This is a genomic window from Peribacillus phoenicis (assembly GCF_047238085.1).
GTDB lineage: Bacteria > Bacillota > Bacilli > Bacillales > DSM-1321 > Peribacillus.
Genome location: NZ_JBDFMF010000001.1, coordinates 2,180,879 through 2,200,194, shown reverse-complemented (window position 1 = coordinate 2,200,194; position 19,316 = coordinate 2,180,879). Strand labels below are relative to the sequence as shown.

Sequence of the window (19,316 nt, the reverse complement as noted above, 5' to 3'; positions counted from 1 at the left end):
CCTTAGTTATTTATTATCCTGTACAATAATTTGTTTAATTTCATTTACATCTTGAGCCAATGTTGAGAATGCTTGAGCTTGTGTTTCAATTACATCTTGATTCTTTTCAATTACAGCTTGATAATTCGCTTCCCGTTCTTTATTGGTTTTCATAGTTGTCCATAGTAACCATACGAATAAGACTGCGTATCCACCCTGTTTTAAAAATAAATTAAATATTTCTGTTTCCAATTCAATACACCCCTTTCATCGCATAATAAAAAGCCGCCCTTTTGGGACGACTTGGATTTTATTGAACTAAATATTTTTTATGTTGATCTCGTTTTCGTTCTTTAACACGCAAATAATTCGGTCTTGAAAAGAAACTTTCCATCTTTTGACCAATATTGAACAACTTCTTTAATAGGATCTTCCTTTGACATACCAGTTCCTTCTGTAACAGTTATTCTAATCACTTCAACTATTTCCGCACTTTTAAAATAATCATTCCCCAATAGAATCACCTCTTATCACGTCATTTCATCTAAATATCTTCTTGATGTAATATCCATAGCAATGAAGTAAACTGTAACTTCTATTAACTTTTTCAAATCGTTTACGTCTTTATCTTCCCATTTTCTTGTGTAATGGGCCTCATCATTCCCTATCCAAGTAGCTCGTTTGGACATTTCCTTAATGTTATGGTTTTCTAATTTATTTATACATTGCCCTAATGGCATATTTAATATCTTTTCCTCTTCGTCCTTACCAAGATAAATAAGGTAATCCTTAAGTAAAAACTCTAGAGCCTTACGATACCCAATACCAGAAATCAACGTTAGACCTATTTGCTCCGCATGAAAAGATTGATTATATATTTCATTAAAGTTAGGAGACACATTAATTATTTCATCACTAAATCCTTTTCCCTTCGGAAGTATAGGAGCATTTTTAAGTAATTTAAAACGGGTGGAACTTGCTTTTTCATAATAACCAATAATCAAGCTATTACATTCTAAATTAGTACATTGAAATACAGCTTCTATAAATGTACTAGTTAAATGATTTCCTTTAATGAATGCTGCTGCAATAAAGCTAGGATCTACATTTTTATGGCACAATCCACACTCATAAGGAAACTTGTCTAATTGCATAGAATGTACCGTTCTATTTAAATTTATTGAAATAGGCCTTGTCATTAATTATCCCCCTCGTATTTACCTCCCTTCCATTTTACGAAAAAGACTAAGACATTACTATTAAAAAAGGAGACTGGTTAAATAACTAATCTCTTACCGCACAGTTTGCTCCAACTAAAAATAAAAATTATTAAAAAGAGGACTCCGTTTGGAATCCTCTTTTTCTTCAAGCACCAGGACCATCCTTCCATTCATTCCAGTCTTCTCTATCGCAAACATCCTTTCCAAAGTCCCATTTTTCTCCGCCTGATCCTTCATTTGCTAGATATTGAGCAAAGCATAATCCTTTGTTAACGTCCCATAGTCCTCCTCTGTATCTTTTTTTATATAACAAATTATTCTTATGCCTTACTTGTCCACCAGCATCTTCCACTTCTTTACGCCAAACTGCACAACATGGGTTTGATGACATAATATCTTGTTCATCACTACTATTGATTTCGTTGTATTTTTGAACCTGCTTCATGATATTTAAGAAAAACTCTTTGCTCATCTTCACATTTTCACCATCAAAGGAAATTTCATTTTCGATCAAATTATTCACTCCTTACGAAAATTTGTTAGAAACTTATTATTTCACTTAACAATTAATTTATTCCTTTTCCAATCTAGTATCTCCTAAATATTCCATACTGAAGTGTATCGAACAGTTTGTTCCTATTCCTCATTAAGGAAGTGTCGCTAAGTTTCTATTCAACTTATAAGATGCTCCTTCTAAAGAAATCCACTGAGTCCCTGTATCTGGAGGTAATAATTTTTCCACTTTTATAGTTCCATCTGTACTTACTAATAAAACCCCTCCGCCGCCACGAGTTCCAACATTAAGAAAAGTCGCTGTACCAATAGTAAATGGTAATTTAAACAATGTTGTTCCGGTAGTGATAGTTCCACCGTATAGAACACCCATAAGCTTTACAGTTCCATTATCCAACCAATATGCTGGCTTTCTATAGCCTGACAACTCATTCCATCCATTTTGCATACCATTTGGATTAGTTGTTGCATCATAAACACCTAATACTGTGGGTTCAGGTTGACCATGAAGTATTTTTAAAGACCGTGGAAATAAAACATTATAAATTATGTCACCAATCCATAAGTTCATAACCTCTTTAGGATGCATACTACTTTTCCCACTAAAGGTACTATCCATATAATCAAAAGCATTTCGACTGTCTTGTAGATATGCGTAAGTGTCTATAAATACACACTTAAATTCTCTGGCTAGGCGTTTTAAACCAACAACCATTTTTTCATACCATAGCTCACCTCGACCATGATCACTGTCAGAGGTTGTACTAGGCATCATTGGGAATTATAGATTGTTGACTATATGTTTTATTATTCCTAAATTGAGTTAATCCAGCTTTCATGTTTCCTAAAAATGTTTCTAAATTACCGCCTTTTTCAGGGTCATTTATGCCCCATCTTAATACAATTAAATCGGCATTTTCGGCAATGTCCCCACTTAAATAAGTACTCATCCACTCACTTGATGTTTTACCTGATTGCCCCCTATTTACTGTATTAACATTATAAAACCCGTCATACGTTGCTAGTTTTTTTATGAGATTATGGATTCTATAATCTTCTATTAATCCTAAATTAGCAGTAGTACTGTCACCACTAAACAAAACCTTTACACCGCTACCAAGAGCAATCCGTCTATGAAAATACGATAAATATTCTCGACCAAAAATAATGCGATTGTATTTATCGGCATACGAGTTATATAAATAACCATCGCTTTTTCTAATGACTTTCAAACTATCTTCACTTTTCAACGAATAGGGATCTGTCAAAGATGACACAATGGTTGTTCCATATCCCACTAATTTTTTTCCCGTGCTTATAGCTTCATTAATGAAACTTGTATCATCCGATACACCATCAACCTTGGCGCCTAATTGCGAAGGACTAATCCCTGTTTCCGCCAACTGTGCGGTAACATCACTCACCTGACCTTCAACATCTGCCTTTACTTGTGTTACCATTGATTCCACATCACTCGCAGTCACCGATCTATTCGGTGAAACCGTAGGTGGAAAATTAACATTTACGTCAGTCATTTTTTCACTCCTCATTTTAGACAAAATAAAAAGCCTCCATAAAGGATGACTTAAAATATCATGTCACTAATCTATTTTTACGCACTCAACATTTCCTGAACATCTGAGCGCCATTGTAACGGGACATTTTCAATCTTCCGTAATCCTAGTTTGATTAAGTCATAGTATATTTTCGCCACGATCAAACACCTCCATTTATCATTTCGGCTAATTCAACCATTGCCAGTTTCATTGCTATGATTTCCTCTTTTAGAATTTCAATATCTGTTTTTGGTGGTTCTGGGACAACTGGAATTGTATTTTCTGATGCTTCTTCCCAAAGCCCATTAATAAACTTAGGCTTATACATCCCTTGTCCACCTGTTGTTACTGGTGGTTTGTCCGTGTACCATTTTGGTATCGGGTCATCATCATTTATCATAAGATCCCCACCGAATACATAAAAATACTCTTTGTTGTACTGATAAATTTGCTTCATTTTTTCTCCCCTTATTTTTATAGGCCATAACTTGTATGTAACGGAAACCATTTTCCATCTTGGTATTGGGTCGGTTCGGATACTCCATCAATAGTAATTTCGCCATTTAAGTTTACTGCGACCCGGATAATTGTTGCCGTTCCGCCCACATTACTTCCGTTCTGCGCATAGTTGTGCGTTTGCAATAAAGGTCTGCAATCTAATGGTAAAGTTGCTACTATCGTATTTATCGCTAACACGTTAGTAACTGCTCCTCTAATCTCAACCGTATTCCCCACTTTTCTATATTGTGGAGTTGAATTAGCATTGAAGGATTTAACACCGTTTTGAAGAGTTAAGTTAGACCATGGAGTATTCTTCAGTTTTTCAATATATAATTTATCCTCTTTACTCATTAAACCGCTTGCTGTTTGTGTCGCTTCCGTTTTATCTGCTTTTTCGGAAAGATAAGTAAGTTGCGTCCCCGAAATAAATTGTTTATCCGAAGTCTCAACAATCATTGAAGCTGGATGTGTAGCAGGATGGACATAATTATTCGCTCCTGTTGCGACACCGTTTAATTTAACTTTATCAGCCGCTGTCATTAAACCGTTTACTGATGTGGTAACAGGAGTTTTATCCGCGGCGTTTGTTTGTAAGTCCTTTAAAGCTAAGTATGTTAAATTCATTTGCCAGTTCCACCAGCCCGCAGGCGGATGTTCATCAGGTAAATACCCTATGCTTTTTTTTGATTCTGGTGGTGCTGATCCTACAGCGTTCCAGACTGGTAATACTTGTGTAAATGGCATATTTCTACCCCCTTATATTGGTAAGTCATTATCGGTGGATGGCTCATAAATAGCACTTAATGTTCCACCTGTGCTTTGGTCTGTTGGTGCGAATCCTTCCGCGCTCGTTTCTATTTGGTCTACGAATTGCGACATGCGGAACGTCCCTTGTAAACTGATACTTTCCACTATTACGCCAGCTGGTGCGACTCTTTGAACTAAAAATCCGAATTGAGAGGTTGATAACCCAGCATCATTTAACGCTTTGATTGGGAGTCCTTCAATCCGTAGCGCAGCAGCTTTTTTTCCTTCTGACACTTCATACATGGCTCGCATTTTAATCGTAGAAGGGTCAGTATTTAATGTCCTTGCTAATACCTCTATCATATTATTAAAAGTTCCATTGCTGTTATTACGGGCAATCCTAGCCAATATGAGCAACCTTAGAACTTCATCACTCACATTTCCGCGTTCCTGGCCCCAACCTTTTCCGATTAAATCAAGTGTTGTTCCTTTTGCTTGCTGGATATCACGCCATGATTCAATTTTTTCAAAGGTTAATCTAACTTCATTTGTTTTCTCGGTGATCAGTAATATATATTTCCCAATCATCGAATCTGGGTTCTTTGTAAAAACATCCGTCAATTTCCGGAATGTATCAATGAATGAAATCATACCGTCACCGTAACGGCGATATTGGTTGCATTCGTTTGTGCGACTTCATTTGCTGCGATATCTATATTACTTGAAGCTAATGTGCCGGATGTTTTACCAATTTTTATCACAACATCGTTAATTCCTTGAATTTTCATGACTTCATAGCTTAATTGAGAAATGACTACCTTGTCACCCATATTTAACCCGGTATAAATAGATCCATCGCTAACCGTACCACCGATAAAGCGAACAATCGTATCTTTTACCTCTGTAATATTTGAACTCTGAAATGTGTTATCTGTTGTTAAATCCACGCTCGTAAAAACATTAACTGTATTAGCTGGTGTATAGGAGACTTTATGAGAAACTCCACTCATATCCAATACTTGAAAGGAAGATGTACCATATGGCTCAATACCCGCAGGGCCTTTATCAAATATTGCTTCTGCGATTTCTTGACCATTCCCACCTAATACATACACTTGATAACTATTAGGCGGCGTTCCGTTCACTGTTACATTCGTATTGTTATTATGGATGTTTGCAGCTCTTACGCCTAAAACGTTTCGTACAGCCGAAACAATACTGTTAGGCGTTGAATATCCTTTAATTCCGTTGGTTTCTAATAACCGTTTTCTTAATTCAATATCTGTTTCTTTTTCTCTGCCACCTGTAATAGCTTCAGAGTTTATTACTGTTTCAATACTTGAACTTGGCTCACTTTGTACGGTAATAGTTCCAGGTAATGTATTGCCGATTAAACCAGCTGTAAGACTTACAACTGATCCCGTACCTATTCCAGATGAATTCAATAACACATCTTCTTTTAACGCATAATCTACTCCTGTTTCCGTCTCAAATCGCGTACCGGCAACAATGGTAAAGTTCGGCGTTCCTGTAAACTCAACCGTCCCCTCTGCGTATAATTCCGGGTTCCTTGAAGTCAAAAAGTAACTAGTTAAATAATCCAAGTTTTTGTCTACCGCTTCCGAAGGATGTCCACTGTGATACACCTTTTCAGCAAGTTCCCACACCTTCGCTAGTACCCATGATAAAAGACCACTGATAATACCGTTAGGGCTTTTATATGATAAGTTCATATCTTCACCAAACAGTTCCTTTTGTTTTTGATCAAGCTCTTCTTTCAAGTCTGCTTGATTAGGACGATTAAACCCTTTTTCCGAAAGTCCCCATGCCATTAAATTTCAACTCCCTCCAACTCCAAAACTTCCCCGTCTTCTTTGCGCATGACGATATCGATTGAAATTTTTCTATTCCTTGTATCACGAACAAAGGTTATATTTTCGAATTCTAACGGTTCAGTCGTTCCAATCGTTGATTCCATTATGATATCTTTAGCCTCTGTTTCATTGAAATTCTTAGAAAGAATAGGACTTCTGTCCATTCCCTCTTCGGGATCTAAAAACCATTCACCTTTTTCTGTTTGCATGGATATACGGGCTTGCTGAGCTAATTCTTCATTACCTTCAATCATTACAAAAGAACCGTTTTCAAAAACAAGATCACCGTTTTCATCTAATTTGAATGATTTCATAAGTCAAACACCCCCGTTATTACCCCATCATTTAAGTTAAACATCCTTCTCATTCCAGGATCAAAAGGGACTTTTTGAAAGTCATCCATCGCTCTTTCTGCTATTTCCACCCATACCACATCTCCCTTTACTAAAGGGCCGACATGTCTTACAACTGGTACAGCCTCCACCATTGCATGTTTACTTAAATCTCCGTGTCTATCCTTTGCCATAAAAAGATATTCGATATCTGCTGATGGCGGCTTAGTATCAGGGAAGTATTTAATTACCCTGGCTGGTAGATTCGTGTGAACTTGCAACATGATATTTTTAATAACATTATCAATTAATCTTGATTCTGAACTCAAAAGCCCGCCTCCCTTACTCACATGAGAATTCTGTATACAAGTCGTTCTTATCTGCTACGTGTTTCCCTTTAAAAGCTCGATATTTACCGTTAGCCGTCTTCGATTTCAATTCTATAATGCTACAAGTGGTAATACGGTGTTGCATTAAGCATTTAACCGTGTACCCTGTTTTATTATCTTCCGTGAATGTTGAAGGACTTCCAATCAATCCAGTTTCCTCTTTTAATACGAACCTTTCGTCCATTCCTTCTTTCAACGGTCTAATGACCAACTTTCCTCTGCGGTGATAAATGATGCTACCGCAATCCCTCGCAATATCTTCTAAATCGTTGTAAATAAGCTTGGATATGGTGTAACCTTTTTTATATACTTTGTCATTCTTTAATTTCATGGGCGCACCTAGTTTGACGCCTAACAAATCCAGCATCCTTTTAATCATGGTGGAACCCTTCGTATTTTTCTTGAAGGTAATGGAATCCTTTTTCCCTTTGTCTGCTGTTTTACTGTCAATCTTCATTTTTGTGTAATCTTCACCTTCGGAAGTATAGATCGTTGTTATCTTATCTACCCCTTCGAATTTCGTTTTGATACTATATACCTTGCCTATACTTATAACCCCAACATCATTCGAATACCCAGCTTGTACGGTTAACGTATCACCCGTTTTGAATTTGGAGATTGTATCTTTGGATAAATTGTATAGTTGCACCATGTTTTTATTAGGCTTCATATCATCATCGAAAATAATTTCGAATCTAATGTGAAGATTTTCATTTGTAAATGTGGCTCGTCCGATACTGACTTTCATAACCCGGTTAAAGTTATAAGTTGTCATATTCATCATCCGCCTGATCATTAATATATAAGAAAACGGTTACCCCGAAGTTATCCCAGGTAATACTCGTTTCGTTATCTGATAAATCCATAGGAACTAATTGTGGCGCTGGCAATGTTAGATCTGATGAATCATTCCATAGTGGTTTATTCAATATCATTTTTTCACCTAAAATTATTTCTTCGTCTTCCTCACCATCAGTAGGTCGATAAAGATTTACGGTGAAAAAGTCCCCTGTTTCGTTATAAGCAAACTTAAGTTTAAAAGTCTCATCCGCTAGGTCAATATCGAACATTTCAGGGATATTTTCTTTGTCAACAGGGATGTAATCCATTCGCTCACCTACTTTACTCTTAATTTAACTCCTATAGGGATACGTCGATCCGGGTATTTATTCCAAGACCTCAATTGTGGTATGGATGATCCGTATTTTCTACTTAAATCCCAATAAGTATCGCCTTTTTTTGTAACATGATATTTCTTAGTACTAGTTGGTTTTTTCTTACTCACTGGTTTTTTCTTGCCACTTTGACTTGTAGGCTTTTGTACAGGTTTCTTTGACCCTGAAGCCTTTTGCCATGAAGTGGTGGAAATACGAATGCGCCTTAATGAAATGTCAATTGCCATCCCGTTTTGCACATCTGAACTTCTTTTGCCGCTTATGCTGGTAATAATCACGTTCGAAGCACTCATTTTACCAACGTATTTAATGATTTTCCCGCTTTCCATAATGGAAATCAGTTTATTTTTACTAGTTTCATAGTTAGATGAAAGGATATAACCACTAATTGAAAAATCAGGGGAGCGTTTGGATACATGATCCGTAAACGGTTCCCCTTTTTCAACGGCATATTCGGTGACGTCCACCTTGTAACTCTCACTTTCATCTTCTATAAATAAAGACACATCATCCAGTTTAGCCATTAATATTCCCCCTCTGGCTCATATAGGAAGCTGAGGTGATCAAACACTTCTTGAATTCCCTCTTTCACTTGCTCTTTTACGCTCTTGCCTTCACCGCTCGACCCTGAAATGTAAATGGTAGGGCTTAGTGTTATAGAACTTCTAGAATTAGTTACAGATCCCGCTGACGAAGTTGGTTTATATGTTTGTGGGATGCCACCAGTCATATCGACAGCCATTTTTTGAACATATTTTGATCCATCTTCAATACCAAGCCCCATACCCTCCGATACGAAACCACCATATTCAAACATGACTCGTGAAGGACTGTGAATATCTAATAAACCGGTAACAGCTCCTTTTATGCTCTCCGCCACACCTGCAGCTGCTTCAACTGCTGCTCCTGCCATTGAACTAATACCGTCAATCAAACCTTGGATTATATCTTTACCTATTTGCATTAGGTCGATTGCTTCAAAGAATCCTTCGATACTATGCCATATTTCTTCTGCCGTTCCTTTGATTGTTTCCCAGGCTCCTTCCCAATCACCTTGAAGAATAGACATTCCTGCTGATATCAACCCGGTTACAATAGCAATTCCAATATTGATCACCGCTTGTATAGCAGTCCAGGCAATACGAATAACCGAAGTTATCAAAGTCCAAGCAACCGAAAATACCATTCTTATGGCAGCCATCCCTACGGAAATATAACCTTTAACCATAGCCATATATACACTAACAACCGCCATAATTTGCGCGCCATGTTGTGACCAAAAAGCCTTGATTTGCGCTAGTTTTGCTGAAAAGAAAGCCACAATTGCTGAAAGTGCTGTTTGTAAAGACGCGGAAATAATTGCCCATGCAGCCAATGTATTGGTTTTGATCCATTCCCACGCTGCAAGTATTCCATCACGGAACCAAGCTACGTTATTCCAGGCCCATATAAATGCTGCTCCTAAAGCTATAATTGCAGCTGCAACAATCCATACTGTCGCACTCATTGTTGCTAAGAATGTTACAACTGGTGCAATCATTTTGAAAAAGAATCCAAATGCTAATGTCAGTCCTTTTACATAACCAACACCTAAACCTAACGGTAACAACAGCAATGTTAAAGCAGGGATTAACAATAAAATACCTTGTAATATCATTGCTATAGCAGGATGCGCTTCATTGAATTTAATCACCATTTGACCTATTGCTGTTACAAAATTATAAACAGGAACCATAATCAATATAAAAACATCAATCATTGGTTGGATAGCTTTCCTTAGAGTGGAAACCATTGTATTAAATGAATCAGCGTATTTTTTATTTTCCATCGCCGCATTATGTATGGCTCCATAAAAGAAGTAAGCCGCTAACCCTGCAGCGATTGCAACGATAGGCATCGCACCCAAACCTTTATTTAACCTTTGTGTTTCTTCGTTCAACTCTTTCATGCTGGCGTTCGGCCCTAATTGTTGCAATGCAAAACGGGCAGTATTAGCATTGTTGGCCATCCTATTAAGGGTTCCGACCACTGCTAAACCTGCCCTATTGGCGTTATATAGAGGATTATTCATGCGGGCAATTGCGGCGGCGTTTTTATCGGCTTGAGGTGTCATGTTAGCGAATGTTCCAATCGTTCTATACATACTTTGTCTCATTCTGTCATCATTCGCCATCATGCCGTCTGTAGCTTTCTTATGTGCTAATCCCATTTTATCAATCGCACGTATTAATTCATCTGTTGTTCCGCCGTATCTTCTGCCCACTTGCGCTAATTTGAAAAAGTCATATTCGGCAGCGACTAAGTTGTTTCGAAACTTTTTAAAAGCATCATTTTGATTCCGCCACCCCATGTTCATTTCACGCATCATGTCTCTTGAATCATCGTTTAAATCTCCATAAGATCGCCCCATTAACCGGGATTGTCGGATAATATCATCCATTTCCCTGTTGATACCGCGTAATGGATCAGCGTCTGCCATGATATCCAAAAGTATATGGGTTTCACGAACTGCCATATAATCACCACCCTATTTCTTCTTTTTACTATTTTTCTTCATAGCGTCATCTCTTAATTTCATCATCTTGTCTAAGGCGGCATTAGCGATACCAAGTTCCGTTTTGCTCATAGCGAAAGCTTCGGTATAACTAACGGTGCAATCCTCTGCCATGACTAAACGCCATCTTAACCATTCTTCCGGTTCTTCAACCACTGCTTTCCAAGGGTTAGATGTCAGATTTACCGACAAGAAAATTACTGGCTGCCTTGAAGACCTCCGTTTGATGATTAAAGTTTTCTAACTCTTCCCAGTAATCCCAATTGGTTCTTTTCCCATCGATAAAAATAACTTTTTCCATTAGACCTTCCCAAAGCTTCGTTTGTTCCATCGCTCCATTAGCGCCAGCCGCTTTATCTCTCAGCATCATTCCCGCTCTAGCTCCCGGATGTTGAAGTGTGTATTTTTTCTTCTCTCCATTTTCTAATTCGATTACCAATTCTTCTTGTTTCCCTGCTACTGTTGCCATATATAACATCTCCCTTTTATTTGAATTGTGACGCGCTTTCCCCATAAAACATACCTCCTATAAGATAAAGGACAGCGAACTGTCCCCCACTTATCAAACGTCTGTATAGTCAAATACTTTAATTTCAAATTCTCTTTCGCCTGTCTCGTCAGTAATAGATCCTTCTGGTGTTTTTAGAACCATGGCTTGTGAACCACCAATTTTCTCACTGTGCTCGCCACCAGTGTTTACCCATATAGCAAATTGTTTTCCTGTATTAGCAAGTTGCTTTAAGAATCCAACCTCAGGAGAACCTTGCATAATTAGAACGGTAATTGTACCGATTGAATTAATTTTCTTGGTGATACCTACTGTCCCTGTCACACCAACTTTTGGTTCAAAATTATCCTCATCTTTTTCCCATTGAACGGCATCCCCTTCAGCAAAATCTGTTAAGTACCTGCCGTCAACCACAACGCTAACTTGTGAAGCGTCAAATGTGTATGAATTTGTCATCTTGTACCCTCCCTCTTCTATTAAATATTTACAACGCCTGTAACTCTAGCTTCATGGATTGCTCCACTTTTTCCATAACTAAAAGAGCCTCCCGGATAAACGCGCAAAGCTCTGTCTTGAATGTCTACTTCATCTCTTGATAGAGTGGTAACAGTGTAATCAGGTAAACCACCTTCAAGAGTTGCAATAATTCCATTTTTAAAACCTCTTTGAAGAGTAGTAGACATAGCTGCTTCAATTGCACCAATACCTCTAGCGTCATAAGGGATTTTAGGAGCGTTACCGAGTGTATATGAGATTTCATTTTCCATATCCGCTTTGATCCAGTCTTGTCCGTGAATATCATCGATATAAGACCCATCTGCTAACCAACCCTCAGATAATTGCCCACGACCACCTTTAACTATGTAAGCAACGGCGAAATCAGCATCAATTGCATTAATTTCTGTTTCATTTAAATATCTTGCTGTGACACCTTTTAAGCTTTTAAATTTCCATGTAATTGACCCTACTGTTTGTGAACCTAGATCACCAACTGCAGCAGCATCCAAATGTTCATCGGCAATGGTGTGGTCATATATTTTTGTGCGTTTCTTGGCTTTCAATGCTTTTCTATTCGCCTCTGTTCTAACTTGAACCACCAAGAATTTAAAATCCTTCTCACTAATAAATGTAGCTGCTGCAAGTTGATCAGCTGCTAAGTCATTAGCCAGTAAAGCAAAATGCCATTCACGACCATAGAAAAGTGCCATTGACGTTTTAATGTCTGTCGCATAAGTAGCAACCGCCACTTTATCAGGACGATTATCTTGTTTAAAGATAGTTGCCGCTTTTGCTTCTACCGCTGTTCCTGTTGCATAGTCTACTTGTAAAGCTGCCAATGTTGAATATTCTTTGTATTCTGCTGCACCTGTTTTTTGAACAAAAATTACAGGTCTTCCTAGACCAATTTTAGGTGCAGGTGATGCTACGTTGATTTTTACTGATACATCTTGTAATGGCATTTCCTAACCTCCTTAAGGTTGTGTTTCTGTTGTAAATGTTACTGTTTCTATTGCTTTCATTTCTTTTACATCTGAATGTCTAATTCTCAAACGTAAATCAAACCCCACTTGTCGTTCGACCTCAATAGAAATAAAGTTATCTCGACTACCGAAACCATCTGTTTTAACAATTGCTATCCCTTTTTCATAAAGTCTTTGACGAGTACCAGTTGCTTTTAAAAGTGAGACTGAACGTTGTGCTAAAGATAAAGCTTCAAATGAATCCTCTGATGCCCATGTGTAAGATATAACTATCTCAACATCTTCCGTCTGTGTTTCCCCACCACTTCTATATGTCTTCACATTCAAATAAGGACTAGTTACTGTGTATGTGAAAAATGGATATTCAGGTTGCCTTTCCGTACTCATTCGTTCTATTCCTATGTAAGGTAACTCTTCGCGTAATTCATGATTAACTGCACTTACAATAGCCTTGTAATCAATCAAATTGATCCACTCCTTTTAGCGTATAAACACTGAAATCAGCAATATCAGAGTAATCGCTTTGACTTTCTACACTGTAAGTGGTTCCCTTATATCGGATCTTACTTTTATCAGGAATGTCATGAACCAATGAATATAAGAGCCTATCAGAAGAAGTGATCCTTCCACCGCTTTGGTATATTTGTTTGTCTGTTGGGGACACAATGGCACCCTCAGATTGTTGTACGGTAGGCTGATTCCCTGAATTAATCGGTTTTCCCAGATCATCATAATCTGTAGGGTTAGTGGGCTTACTTTGATTTACTGGATATTCAATCGTAAACGAAACAGTATATCTCCTAATCAATGATTTGAATCTAAAGGACTTCATGTGTAATCGCTCCAATCAATCTACCTGTATCAACAAGTGGATTACTACTTCTCTTTTGGTCAACGGTGAATGGATGATTTGAAGGATCATTTAAATTCCTAGCAAACTCCTGAAGCTTTCCTTCTGCTTCAAGGCCAATTGCATCTAATGCGTCATTTGTAGATGGTTTGCCCTCTATAATCGCATCGACCAACAAATTAACTGCTTTATCCAAAATCCCCTTTTCATGCTCATCCCATCCAGCACGTATATAAGAACGCTCAGGAATTGTGATGTGTGTAGTTGACTTTTTAAGAGGTAATCCTTGTGAAGCCAAGTAGCCCCGCATTTTATCAGTGACTTGTATTCTAGTCCCGTATTCCTGAATAGCAGCGATTTCCCCCATAGTTATATCTGAATCTCCATGACCACTTTGAGCCGATTCTCCAAAAATACCCACAAGAATTTGTTTGTTGTTCAATTCTTCTGCGTGTTTGATGATCTCAGGTATCTTATTTTTATCTTTAATCCTTACTCGTCCCATTAGAAAAACCCTACTTTTGTGTTGTAGGGTTTCCAAAGTCTATATACAGGCGTATACCTTTGACTATCACTTGTGAAGGTTTGAGTTGCTCCTGCAAGGGAATCGCTCACCGCTCCTACAGGAACAGTTAGGTCTATTTCAACCATTAATGCTATTCCCTTTTTAACAGGAGATGGAATGAGTAAGTCTCCACTTTCATTTTCAAATGAAGTACCACACCATTCTTTTGCATATTCAATAGCATCATTAAGAACTATTTTCAACGAATCATCTTGGCTTGAATCATCAACAGGAATACCTAACCTTGTTTTAAGTTCAACTAATTCCATCGTTACTTACCTTCAATTTTAGAAGTGTTTTTTTCTTTTTCAGCTTTATATCCTAATTGTTTTAGAGTCTTAACAACTCCATCTTCTGTTGTTTTAAACTCACCGTCTACAAACTCACATAATGGTTTGTTATTTTCACTATCCCATACAACACCATAACCATAAAATTTCATTTTACTTCAACTCCTTATTTCATTAATCCTACTGCTTTTAATTTAGCTAACAATGCGTTAAAATCTGCTTTCAATGCAGCTACATCAACTGCAGAAGAATCTGCTTGAGCATCCATTTGTAATACTTCTTTTAGTACTAAATCAACCCGTGAATCATTTTGTAATTTACCCATTCCTTAACACCCTTTCTGATTGTAATTAAAAAAGGATAGGTACAAAAATGCACCTATCCACTAAATGTTATTAAGATGTAGCTAGACCAGTAATTGAACCGTGTAAAGCTTTATTTCCGTGATCTAGTCCCATTTGTCCAAAGATTTGACCAGATTCAGCAGCGCCTGTTTTCGCTAATTCCTCATAGAACAAATGCCCTTTCTCAGGTACTAATTGTAGTACAGGAGATACATGAGCCATATCGAATAGTCCAACTTTATCTGCACCGACAAAACGGTCTAATACAATACCGATTTTTCCAAAATCAGTCTCGATTTGCTGAATGTCTAATCCACCAACATTACGATCTTGTGGAGCATATCCATAAATACTAGTGATTACTTGTTTTTGGAATGCATTTGTAAATAGAACCATATTGTCAAAACGAGCACCATTAGTAAACATGTCCCTTAACAATTTATCAATCATCGCTTTAGTTAATTGCGCACCAGCACCAGCGACTGTATTTCCTGTTGATGTAAGTTCGAACATACCACGAGTTTTATCAACTGTAGCCGCAGTAGTCGCAAGATTGTATGTACCATTTAGGAAAGTATGTTCAGCATCACGGGCAATTTTAGTCAATGCACGAGCAATTTGAAAGTCCTTCTCAGATACAACATTGTTAGATTGTCCTGCAATATTCAAGCCGGATAGTTTACCTCCATTAGATAAAGCACGGTATGTAATATTTACTGATTCTTGGAAGATTTGAGTTACGTTCTTAGATTGGTCGCGTACATAAGTAACTGCTGTTGGTGCTGTAGTTGATGCTTGCTCAGAGATAGCTGGTTGTGCTGGATTTGGATAGCTGTATGTAGAATCAATGGTAAATTCATTAGATGTTGTTTGTTTTCCTCCAGTTAATCCTCCAGCCATAGAAAGAAATGGTGTTACTTCTGCATCAATTGTGAAAAGCTCTCCTGAATAGTTTGGTAAGTTAAATGAATTTCCTTGTCCGTTAATGTTTGTTGGCATGTGATTGCCCTCCTAATTTAAAAGTTATTTTTGTAATTCGTGAATCTTATTTTTTAGTGCAATTTGTAATGCTGAATTTTTGGATTGAATAGCCTGTGTATAATCTTTCTGTAATTGATCTAATTCAGATAATTGTTTACCTGAACCTGCTACAGGTGGTCTACCCGGTAAAGCAGCATTAGCAGCTACTTGTACAGCCTCATTAAATGCTGATTTAAATGCCTGAATGTTTTCATTGGTGGCTTCTGCTGTGTCTGAAATTAAGAATGATGCAAATGTAGCTGGTAAACTCTCAGAGATTAATACTTTTTCGGTTTCAGTGAATAATTTTTCTTGATTGAATTGTAAACGTTCAGCCTCAAATGACTTTCTATCCTCTTCAATCTTTGCTAATTCTTTATCACGTTCCACTTTGAATCTTTCTTCCTGAGACAACTTAGCAAGCTTTTCTGCTTCTTCTCGCTCCTGTTGAATACGTGTTTCTAATTCCTGAGTAGTCTTAGCTTCCCATTTTTTCTGTGCTTCTGTGACTCGTCTGTCTGCCTCTTGTTGTAATTTTAGATTTAATTCTTCTTGAGTTATTGTAATGCTCTCAGGTTGCTGTCCTGTTTCATTATTAGGTTCAGCTCCTTCAATTTCTCCCTCTGCAAAGAATTGCATATCTAGTTTTAACGGCAAATCAGGTGTATGTGCGTGTTTAAATAATTTCATAGTATATATTCCTCCTAGCCCTCTACAGTTGCCATATGGCCCCTATATAGTTCTAATTTAGTCCGATTAATTATGATGCCCAATCGACAAAAGGCAAAAAAAGCTTCCAAAATTGTCCGCGATATTTTTTAAGGGTAGTAGTAATATACAATGTCCAAAAAGGGGTATGGGGGGGGGTACAATCTAGATTAAATAAAAAAGGAGTGTCAGTTAGACTCCCCTTTGTTATCATTCTTCTTTATTTACAATACAATGAAGTATAATGTGATAAAGAAAATACGTTATAAGTCTTGCATACAGCATTCAAATCGACTACCGATAGTCAATCTTATGTAAACTAGTAACTAGGTTAAAGCATTGTTACATCAACGTTTGTGTAATTTCTATGTGGTTATCAACATACATGTTTATATACATCTTGATATACCAACGTTTATCAGCTACTTAATTAACAATGTGGAAGAAGATAATGTATAGAATACTGTATAATAAGTCTAAGATGTTAACCTTTCCTTCTTCCATTCATCAAGCTGCTTATCCTCTAAGTAATCATGTTGAGTATTATTGCCGATACCAAGGATCTCATAAGTAAGGAAACAGCGACAATTAATGGTGTTTTCTGGTCTAGAGAACATTTTAGGTGCTTGAGCTGTGTCATCACCTATTCTAAAGTCCCCTTTTACAAGTATAGTAACATCATGCAATGCCGTATGTTTTACCCTAACTCGCTCATCTCCAACACTGTTCCATTTCTTCCCCATCTGTATTCCTTTACTCTCAGCATGCAGAGCACTATTCAATTTAGCCTTCTCTAATACTCTTCCACTCTCTGTCCTTACAACTCGATTAGCCTTAACAACATCGCCTTCAAACACTTCCTGAACACTCTTACTCATCGTCTTATATGTGCTGCCTCTAACCAATCCCTGAGTAATAACATTACGCAACTTTAATATCACATCATTACGATTCTTCGCTAAGTGTTCATTCAATGTTAAATATACAAACTCATTTTCAATACTTTCTTTCACAATTTCAGACTTCAATGATTTATAACCTAATTTAACCTTTGAATCACTCTCAATAGACCAACCAGTATAATGGAATGAATCCGTATAAATATCATACAAATGACTATTCAAATCAGCCTCTATATCCTTATACAAGTCCTTCATGATACCAATCGTAGTTTTATCAAATGATTTCATGCGACCATACTTGCTCATCTCTTGGTATGTAAGAATCCCATCAACCTCATAATTACTATATGTCTTCATTAAGAAAGTAAGAAAATCCTGCAAAGCCTTCTCATATAGACTAACAACATTATTCTCAAGCTTGTTTGACTTCTTCTCCATTTGTTGTGTGAGCTTCTTTATTCGTTCCATTATTCTGTTCATCAATATCATCCTCAACATTTAAACGAATATATTCTTCATTCTCATGCTCAATTAATTCTTTTTCATAAGCAGGATCTTCAATGTGAGCCATCTTACGTAATGTTTGCATACTTGCAATATTAGTCCCAACTAACGCCACAGCATTAGCAATATCGGTCTGTGTATCAGTAGGCAAATTCCTCTGGAACTTAATATCAATATCTAAATAATCGTATTTCTTGCTGATATTAAGAATATTAGTAATCATCCTAATTCTACGCTGTAAGCCTTCTTTGAAGTATCTTTCCTTTGTACTTCGAGTGTTTTCTAATGGTAAAATCCTGCGTTCCAAAGCAACACCTGAAGATTCTGCAAAAGATTTATCTGTCATATCTGGAACTTTGCTCAAATCTAAAATGTCCTTTTTAGTTCGATTCTTTTGATTCTCTTTCCACTCAGAATTAATATTCTTTATTAACCATTCAGCATCCGCTTTTTCGTCTTTCTCCACTTTACCGAAGTTTAACAATCGTTTTTCTTTCATCTCTTGAGTTTCTGGAATATTATCGATTCCCCATACTTTTAAAATTGCATCTGTACTGGATTCCGATTCATTTACATCATCACTCACTAAGGCTTCATAACTCTCATTTAAGGTAATAATACCTTCAAAATCAGACTTTAACTGACTTCCCTTATTCCAATAATAATTAACTGGTACTTCACCGTATCCATGAGACTCTTCACTCTCTAGAAAAAATTCTTCATTATCCTTCTGTATAAAGTGATAGTTGATATGCTCTGAATAGACATAAGCATGTAATGATTTAGAATCATCTAAAACATCTTCATTTTCCCAATATCTAATTGCTAATATAAGATTCTCTTCTACACTGTTATCGAAAACAAGAATTATATTATTCTCAATCAATGGTAAAGGCCTGAATCTAGGTTCCTTCTTAACTGATTGGTTCTCCTTTGTGTAAAGTATCTCCACTCCATAACCATAACGACTACATTGTTCAGCAATCTCATAATTAATTTTCTGTTCATCGTTCGAATCATAAATATCCTGTATTTCCTGCATATATTCTTTATTCTTACTTGAATAAACAACTGGCTTTCCCATGAAGTAACCAACATGCTGATCACTGATATACTCACACCAGTTTGCCACGATTTTATTATTTGGTTTCGATTCATCTGCAAATTTTCTATCGAGTATTTTGTGTTCACCCAGGTAGTATTTGTGCATTTTCTCTTCACGTTTTGTATCATGCTTATATATAAGCGTTTCAATTATTCCAGGTACAATAACTTCAATTTGACTCTTGTCTAACCTAAACAAT

31 protein-coding genes are annotated in these 19,316 nt (G+C 37.0%); all 31 read right to left on the bottom strand.

The genetic code is table 11. From position 1 onward, the window contains the following. Window positions 1-6: 6 nt before the first annotated feature. The 31 genes from ABC374_RS10790 to ABC374_RS10640 all read right to left on the bottom strand — a co-directional run bounded on the left by ABC374_RS10790 (window position 7) and on the right by ABC374_RS10640 (window position 19,315). Window positions 7-231: a BhlA/UviB family holin-like peptide gene (locus tag ABC374_RS10790; RefSeq protein WP_340907768.1), complete on the bottom strand. Its 225-nt coding sequence runs from the start codon at window positions 229-231 to the stop codon at window positions 7-9. A 101-nt stretch (window positions 232-332) separates the two neighbouring features. Continuing rightward, the gene (locus ABC374_RS10785; protein WP_413017625.1) at window positions 333-494 is read right to left on the bottom strand and encodes a hypothetical protein; all 162 of its coding nucleotides are present in this window, start codon (window positions 492-494) and stop codon (window positions 333-335) included. A gap of 15 nt (window positions 495-509) precedes the next feature. Further along, window positions 510-1,178: a DUF4145 domain-containing protein gene (locus ABC374_RS10780; protein WP_413017623.1), complete on the bottom strand. Its 669-nt coding sequence runs from the start codon at window positions 1,176-1,178 to the stop codon at window positions 510-512. 166 nt (window positions 1,179-1,344) lie between these two features. Beyond that, window positions 1,345-1,713: a hypothetical protein gene (locus tag ABC374_RS10775; protein ID WP_413017621.1), complete on the bottom strand. Its 369-nt coding sequence runs from the start codon at window positions 1,711-1,713 to the stop codon at window positions 1,345-1,347. Between the two features lie 132 nt (window positions 1,714-1,845). Further along, the gene (locus ABC374_RS10770) at window positions 1,846-2,427 is read right to left on the bottom strand and encodes a hypothetical protein (RefSeq protein ID WP_413017619.1); all 582 of its coding nucleotides are present in this window, start codon (window positions 2,425-2,427) and stop codon (window positions 1,846-1,848) included. A gap of 49 nt (window positions 2,428-2,476) precedes the next feature. Further along, the gene (locus tag ABC374_RS10765; RefSeq protein ID WP_413017617.1) at window positions 2,477-3,247 is read right to left on the bottom strand and encodes an SGNH/GDSL hydrolase family protein; all 771 of its coding nucleotides are present in this window, start codon (window positions 3,245-3,247) and stop codon (window positions 2,477-2,479) included. Window positions 3,248-3,324: 77 nt separating this feature from the next. Beyond that, the gene (locus ABC374_RS10760) at window positions 3,325-3,426 is read right to left on the bottom strand and encodes a CD1375 family protein (RefSeq protein ID WP_340907763.1); all 102 of its coding nucleotides are present in this window, start codon (window positions 3,424-3,426) and stop codon (window positions 3,325-3,327) included. Window positions 3,427-3,428: 2 nt separating this feature from the next. After that, window positions 3,429-3,725 (bottom strand): class II aldolase/adducin head domain-containing protein, encoded by a 297-nt coding sequence (locus ABC374_RS10755; RefSeq protein ID WP_413017615.1) that lies wholly within the window; start codon window positions 3,723-3,725, stop codon window positions 3,429-3,431. 17 nt (window positions 3,726-3,742) lie between these two features. After that, window positions 3,743-4,513, bottom strand: coding sequence for a hypothetical protein (locus tag ABC374_RS10750; RefSeq protein WP_413017613.1), 771 nt, complete (start codon window positions 4,511-4,513; stop codon window positions 3,743-3,745). Window positions 4,514-4,525: 12 nt separating this feature from the next. After that, a complete protein-coding gene (locus tag ABC374_RS10745) occupies window positions 4,526-5,167 on the bottom strand; it encodes a hypothetical protein (protein WP_413017611.1) in 642 nt (213 codons plus the stop codon). Then, a complete protein-coding gene (locus ABC374_RS10740) occupies window positions 5,164-6,348 on the bottom strand; it encodes a baseplate J/gp47 family protein (RefSeq protein WP_413017609.1) in 1,185 nt (394 codons plus the stop codon). The genes ABC374_RS10745 and ABC374_RS10740 overlap by 4 nt, the downstream gene beginning before the upstream one ends. Beyond that, window positions 6,348-6,704 (bottom strand): contractile injection system sheath initiator, encoded by a 357-nt coding sequence (locus tag ABC374_RS10735; protein ID WP_413017607.1) that lies wholly within the window; start codon window positions 6,702-6,704, stop codon window positions 6,348-6,350. The genes ABC374_RS10740 and ABC374_RS10735 overlap by 1 nt, the downstream gene beginning before the upstream one ends. After that, window positions 6,701-7,051: a hypothetical protein gene (locus tag ABC374_RS10730; RefSeq protein WP_413017605.1), complete on the bottom strand. Its 351-nt coding sequence runs from the start codon at window positions 7,049-7,051 to the stop codon at window positions 6,701-6,703. Before ABC374_RS10730 ends, ABC374_RS10735 begins: the two co-directional genes overlap by 4 nt. Before the next feature lie 13 nt (window positions 7,052-7,064). Then, window positions 7,065-7,886 carry a phage protein gene (locus tag ABC374_RS10725; RefSeq protein ID WP_413017603.1) on the bottom strand — a complete coding sequence of 274 codons (822 nt, stop codon included), beginning with the start codon at window positions 7,884-7,886 and terminating at the stop codon, window positions 7,065-7,067. Continuing rightward, window positions 7,873-8,220: a phage baseplate plug family protein gene (locus ABC374_RS10720; protein WP_413017601.1), complete on the bottom strand. Its 348-nt coding sequence runs from the start codon at window positions 8,218-8,220 to the stop codon at window positions 7,873-7,875. Before ABC374_RS10720 ends, ABC374_RS10725 begins: the two co-directional genes overlap by 14 nt. An 8-nt stretch (window positions 8,221-8,228) precedes the next feature. Next, entirely contained in the window at window positions 8,229-8,810 is a 582-nt protein-coding gene (locus tag ABC374_RS10715; RefSeq protein ID WP_413017599.1) for a LysM peptidoglycan-binding domain-containing protein, read from the bottom strand. Then, window positions 8,810-10,801: a phage tail protein gene (locus ABC374_RS10710; protein WP_413017597.1), complete on the bottom strand. Its 1,992-nt coding sequence runs from the start codon at window positions 10,799-10,801 to the stop codon at window positions 8,810-8,812. The genes ABC374_RS10715 and ABC374_RS10710 overlap by 1 nt, the downstream gene beginning before the upstream one ends. A gap of 12 nt (window positions 10,802-10,813) precedes the next feature. After that, window positions 10,814-10,996, bottom strand: a complete 183-nt coding sequence (locus ABC374_RS10705) for a hypothetical protein (RefSeq protein WP_413017595.1) — start codon at window positions 10,994-10,996, stop codon at window positions 10,814-10,816. A 13-nt stretch (window positions 10,997-11,009) separates the two neighbouring features. After that, window positions 11,010-11,309, bottom strand: coding sequence for a hypothetical protein (locus ABC374_RS10700; protein WP_134781573.1), 300 nt, complete (start codon window positions 11,307-11,309; stop codon window positions 11,010-11,012). Window positions 11,310-11,402: 93 nt separating this feature from the next. Continuing rightward, window positions 11,403-11,804, bottom strand: coding sequence for a phage structural protein (locus ABC374_RS10695; RefSeq protein WP_101222034.1), 402 nt, complete (start codon window positions 11,802-11,804; stop codon window positions 11,403-11,405). Between the two features lie 20 nt (window positions 11,805-11,824). Further along, window positions 11,825-12,808 (bottom strand): DUF3383 family protein, encoded by a 984-nt coding sequence (locus ABC374_RS10690; protein ID WP_413017593.1) that lies wholly within the window; start codon window positions 12,806-12,808, stop codon window positions 11,825-11,827. 12 nt (window positions 12,809-12,820) lie between these two features. After that, window positions 12,821-13,294: a phage neck terminator protein gene (locus ABC374_RS10685; protein WP_413017591.1), complete on the bottom strand. Its 474-nt coding sequence runs from the start codon at window positions 13,292-13,294 to the stop codon at window positions 12,821-12,823. Beyond that, window positions 13,287-13,661 carry a hypothetical protein gene (locus ABC374_RS10680; protein ID WP_413017589.1) on the bottom strand — a complete coding sequence of 125 codons (375 nt, stop codon included), beginning with the start codon at window positions 13,659-13,661 and terminating at the stop codon, window positions 13,287-13,289. Before ABC374_RS10680 ends, ABC374_RS10685 begins: the two co-directional genes overlap by 8 nt. Continuing rightward, complete coding sequence (locus ABC374_RS10675; RefSeq protein WP_413017587.1) at window positions 13,648-14,184, bottom strand: hypothetical protein; 537 nt, start codon at window positions 14,182-14,184, stop codon at window positions 13,648-13,650. The genes ABC374_RS10680 and ABC374_RS10675 overlap by 14 nt, the downstream gene beginning before the upstream one ends. Then, window positions 14,184-14,513, bottom strand: a complete 330-nt coding sequence (locus ABC374_RS10670; RefSeq protein ID WP_413017585.1) for a phage head-tail connector protein — start codon at window positions 14,511-14,513, stop codon at window positions 14,184-14,186. The genes ABC374_RS10675 and ABC374_RS10670 overlap by 1 nt, the downstream gene beginning before the upstream one ends. A gap of 2 nt (window positions 14,514-14,515) precedes the next feature. Then, window positions 14,516-14,686 (bottom strand): hypothetical protein, encoded by a 171-nt coding sequence (locus ABC374_RS10665; RefSeq protein WP_413017583.1) that lies wholly within the window; start codon window positions 14,684-14,686, stop codon window positions 14,516-14,518. 14 nt (window positions 14,687-14,700) lie between these two features. Beyond that, a complete protein-coding gene (locus ABC374_RS10660; RefSeq protein ID WP_249593650.1) occupies window positions 14,701-14,859 on the bottom strand; it encodes a hypothetical protein in 159 nt (52 codons plus the stop codon). 70 nt (window positions 14,860-14,929) lie between these two features. Next, on the bottom strand, window positions 14,930-15,877 hold the full coding sequence (locus ABC374_RS10655; RefSeq protein ID WP_134781566.1) for an SU10 major capsid protein: 948 nt from the start codon (window positions 15,875-15,877) through the stop codon (window positions 14,930-14,932). Between the two features lie 24 nt (window positions 15,878-15,901). After that, window positions 15,902-16,588 carry a DUF4355 domain-containing protein gene (locus tag ABC374_RS10650; protein WP_413017581.1) on the bottom strand — a complete coding sequence of 229 codons (687 nt, stop codon included), beginning with the start codon at window positions 16,586-16,588 and terminating at the stop codon, window positions 15,902-15,904. A 494-nt stretch (window positions 16,589-17,082) separates the two neighbouring features. Then, window positions 17,083-17,988: a phage minor head protein gene (locus ABC374_RS10645; protein WP_413017579.1), complete on the bottom strand. Its 906-nt coding sequence runs from the start codon at window positions 17,986-17,988 to the stop codon at window positions 17,083-17,085. Next, entirely contained in the window at window positions 17,921-19,315 is a 1,395-nt protein-coding gene (locus tag ABC374_RS10640; RefSeq protein WP_413017577.1) for a phage portal protein, read from the bottom strand. The genes ABC374_RS10645 and ABC374_RS10640 overlap by 68 nt, the downstream gene beginning before the upstream one ends. Between the last annotated feature and the right edge of the window lies 1 nt (window position 19,316).